Raw genomic sequence first — 1,526 nt, forward strand, 5'->3', positions numbered from 1 at the left:
AAGATGACGTATAATAGTTTGTGTAAAATGATTAAAATAAAAAAGGTAGGACATCCTTAAGTTATCAAACTAATAAAAAGGAGAGACCTACCTATGTCAAACAGTATAACCAATAATGTTTTATCTAATCATATTGGAGAGTTAGTTAATGAATTTGTAAAAGAAAAGCTTGAATTAATTATGCGTGAAGAAATGAAAAACTTCTTCGAGATCGAAAATCCTGACTTGAATAGTAGTAAGAATGGATATTATCAACGTAGTCTAGATACAAGATACGGCCACATACCTGATTTATCAGTACCTAGAGATCGTGAGGGATATTTTACAACCCACGTATTTGATCCATATCAAAGAAGAGAAAAGTGGTTAGGTGAAACAATTATAAACATGTATCAACATGGATTCAGCACAAGAGAAGTCGGTAAATTCGTCGAGAGAATCATCGGAAAAGAATATTCTGCTGGTACGATAAGTAATATTACTAATGTTGTTTTAGATGACATAGAAGACTGGAAAAAACGACCATTATCAAAGCGTTATTCTGTACTTTATCTCGATGGAACTTATTTCAAATTACGTCGACAAGATGTTGATAACGAAGTTATCTATCTAATTATTGGAATTAATGACGAAGGAATTAAGGAAGTACTTGATTTTCATGTAGGCGGCCAAGAAAGTGCTTTAGGATGGAAGGAATTGTTGAGTAAATTACGAAACCGTGGAGTTGAAGAGGTATTATTAGGGGTGTTTGATGGACTTTCAAGTTTAGACATCGCATTTAAAGAAGTTTATCCTAAGGCTGATGTTCAGCGTTGTGTCGTTCACAAAATGCGTAACACCAAGTCTCAAGTACGTTCGAAAGACCAATCACAAGTTTTTGAAGCATTGAAGAAAGTGTACAACGCAAATGATAAAGCAGATGCGGTAGAACAATTTAATACCTTTAAAGATGAATGGAAGACTATTTATCCGAAAGTGATCAAATCATGGGAAGAAGAACTCGATGATTTGATTAGATTTTATGATTATCCAACGGTTATTCAAAGGCAGATATACACCACTAATACAATTGAAAGAGCCATAAAGGACATTAAGAAAAGACTTAAACCAATGAACAGTTTACCAAGTGAAAGTGCGGTAGAAAAAATCATTTACTTACTCTCAGTCGAGTACAATGAAAAATGGGTGCAAAGAAAAATTAGTGAATTTTCATCTGTGCAAACAGAACTTAAAAGTATGTTCGAAGAAAGATACAAATTAGTAAATTAAAAAAGAAAAATCGGACAAAGGAACGAGTTCAATGTCTCCCGCATCCACCACCCGATACATGTATAAATAAATACTGCGTAAGCCATAATAGTACTGGACAAAGGAACGAGTTCAGTGTTGACCAAGCATGGCTCCATACTGATACTCGTTTTTTTTATTTTATATAATTTAAAAATTAATACACCGAAATAACTTTCTAGAATGTCTTAACATTTTTTATTATTTACACATAATTCTTGACGGTACCAAGTGAAACG

At 33.2% G+C, this 1,526-nt stretch carries 1 protein-coding gene; it reads left to right on the forward strand.

What is annotated here, in order from left to right:
- Positions 1 to 93 precede the first annotated feature (93 nt).
- Entirely contained in the window at positions 94 to 1,269 is a 1,176-nt protein-coding gene (locus tag WKT09_RS13615; protein WP_340416551.1) for an IS256 family transposase, read from the forward strand.
- Positions 1,270 to 1,526: the final 257 nt, after the last annotated feature.

Source organism: Pseudogracilibacillus sp. ICA-222130, assembly GCF_037892545.1.
Taxonomy (GTDB): Bacteria; Bacillota; Bacilli; order Bacillales; family Amphibacillaceae; genus Pseudogracilibacillus.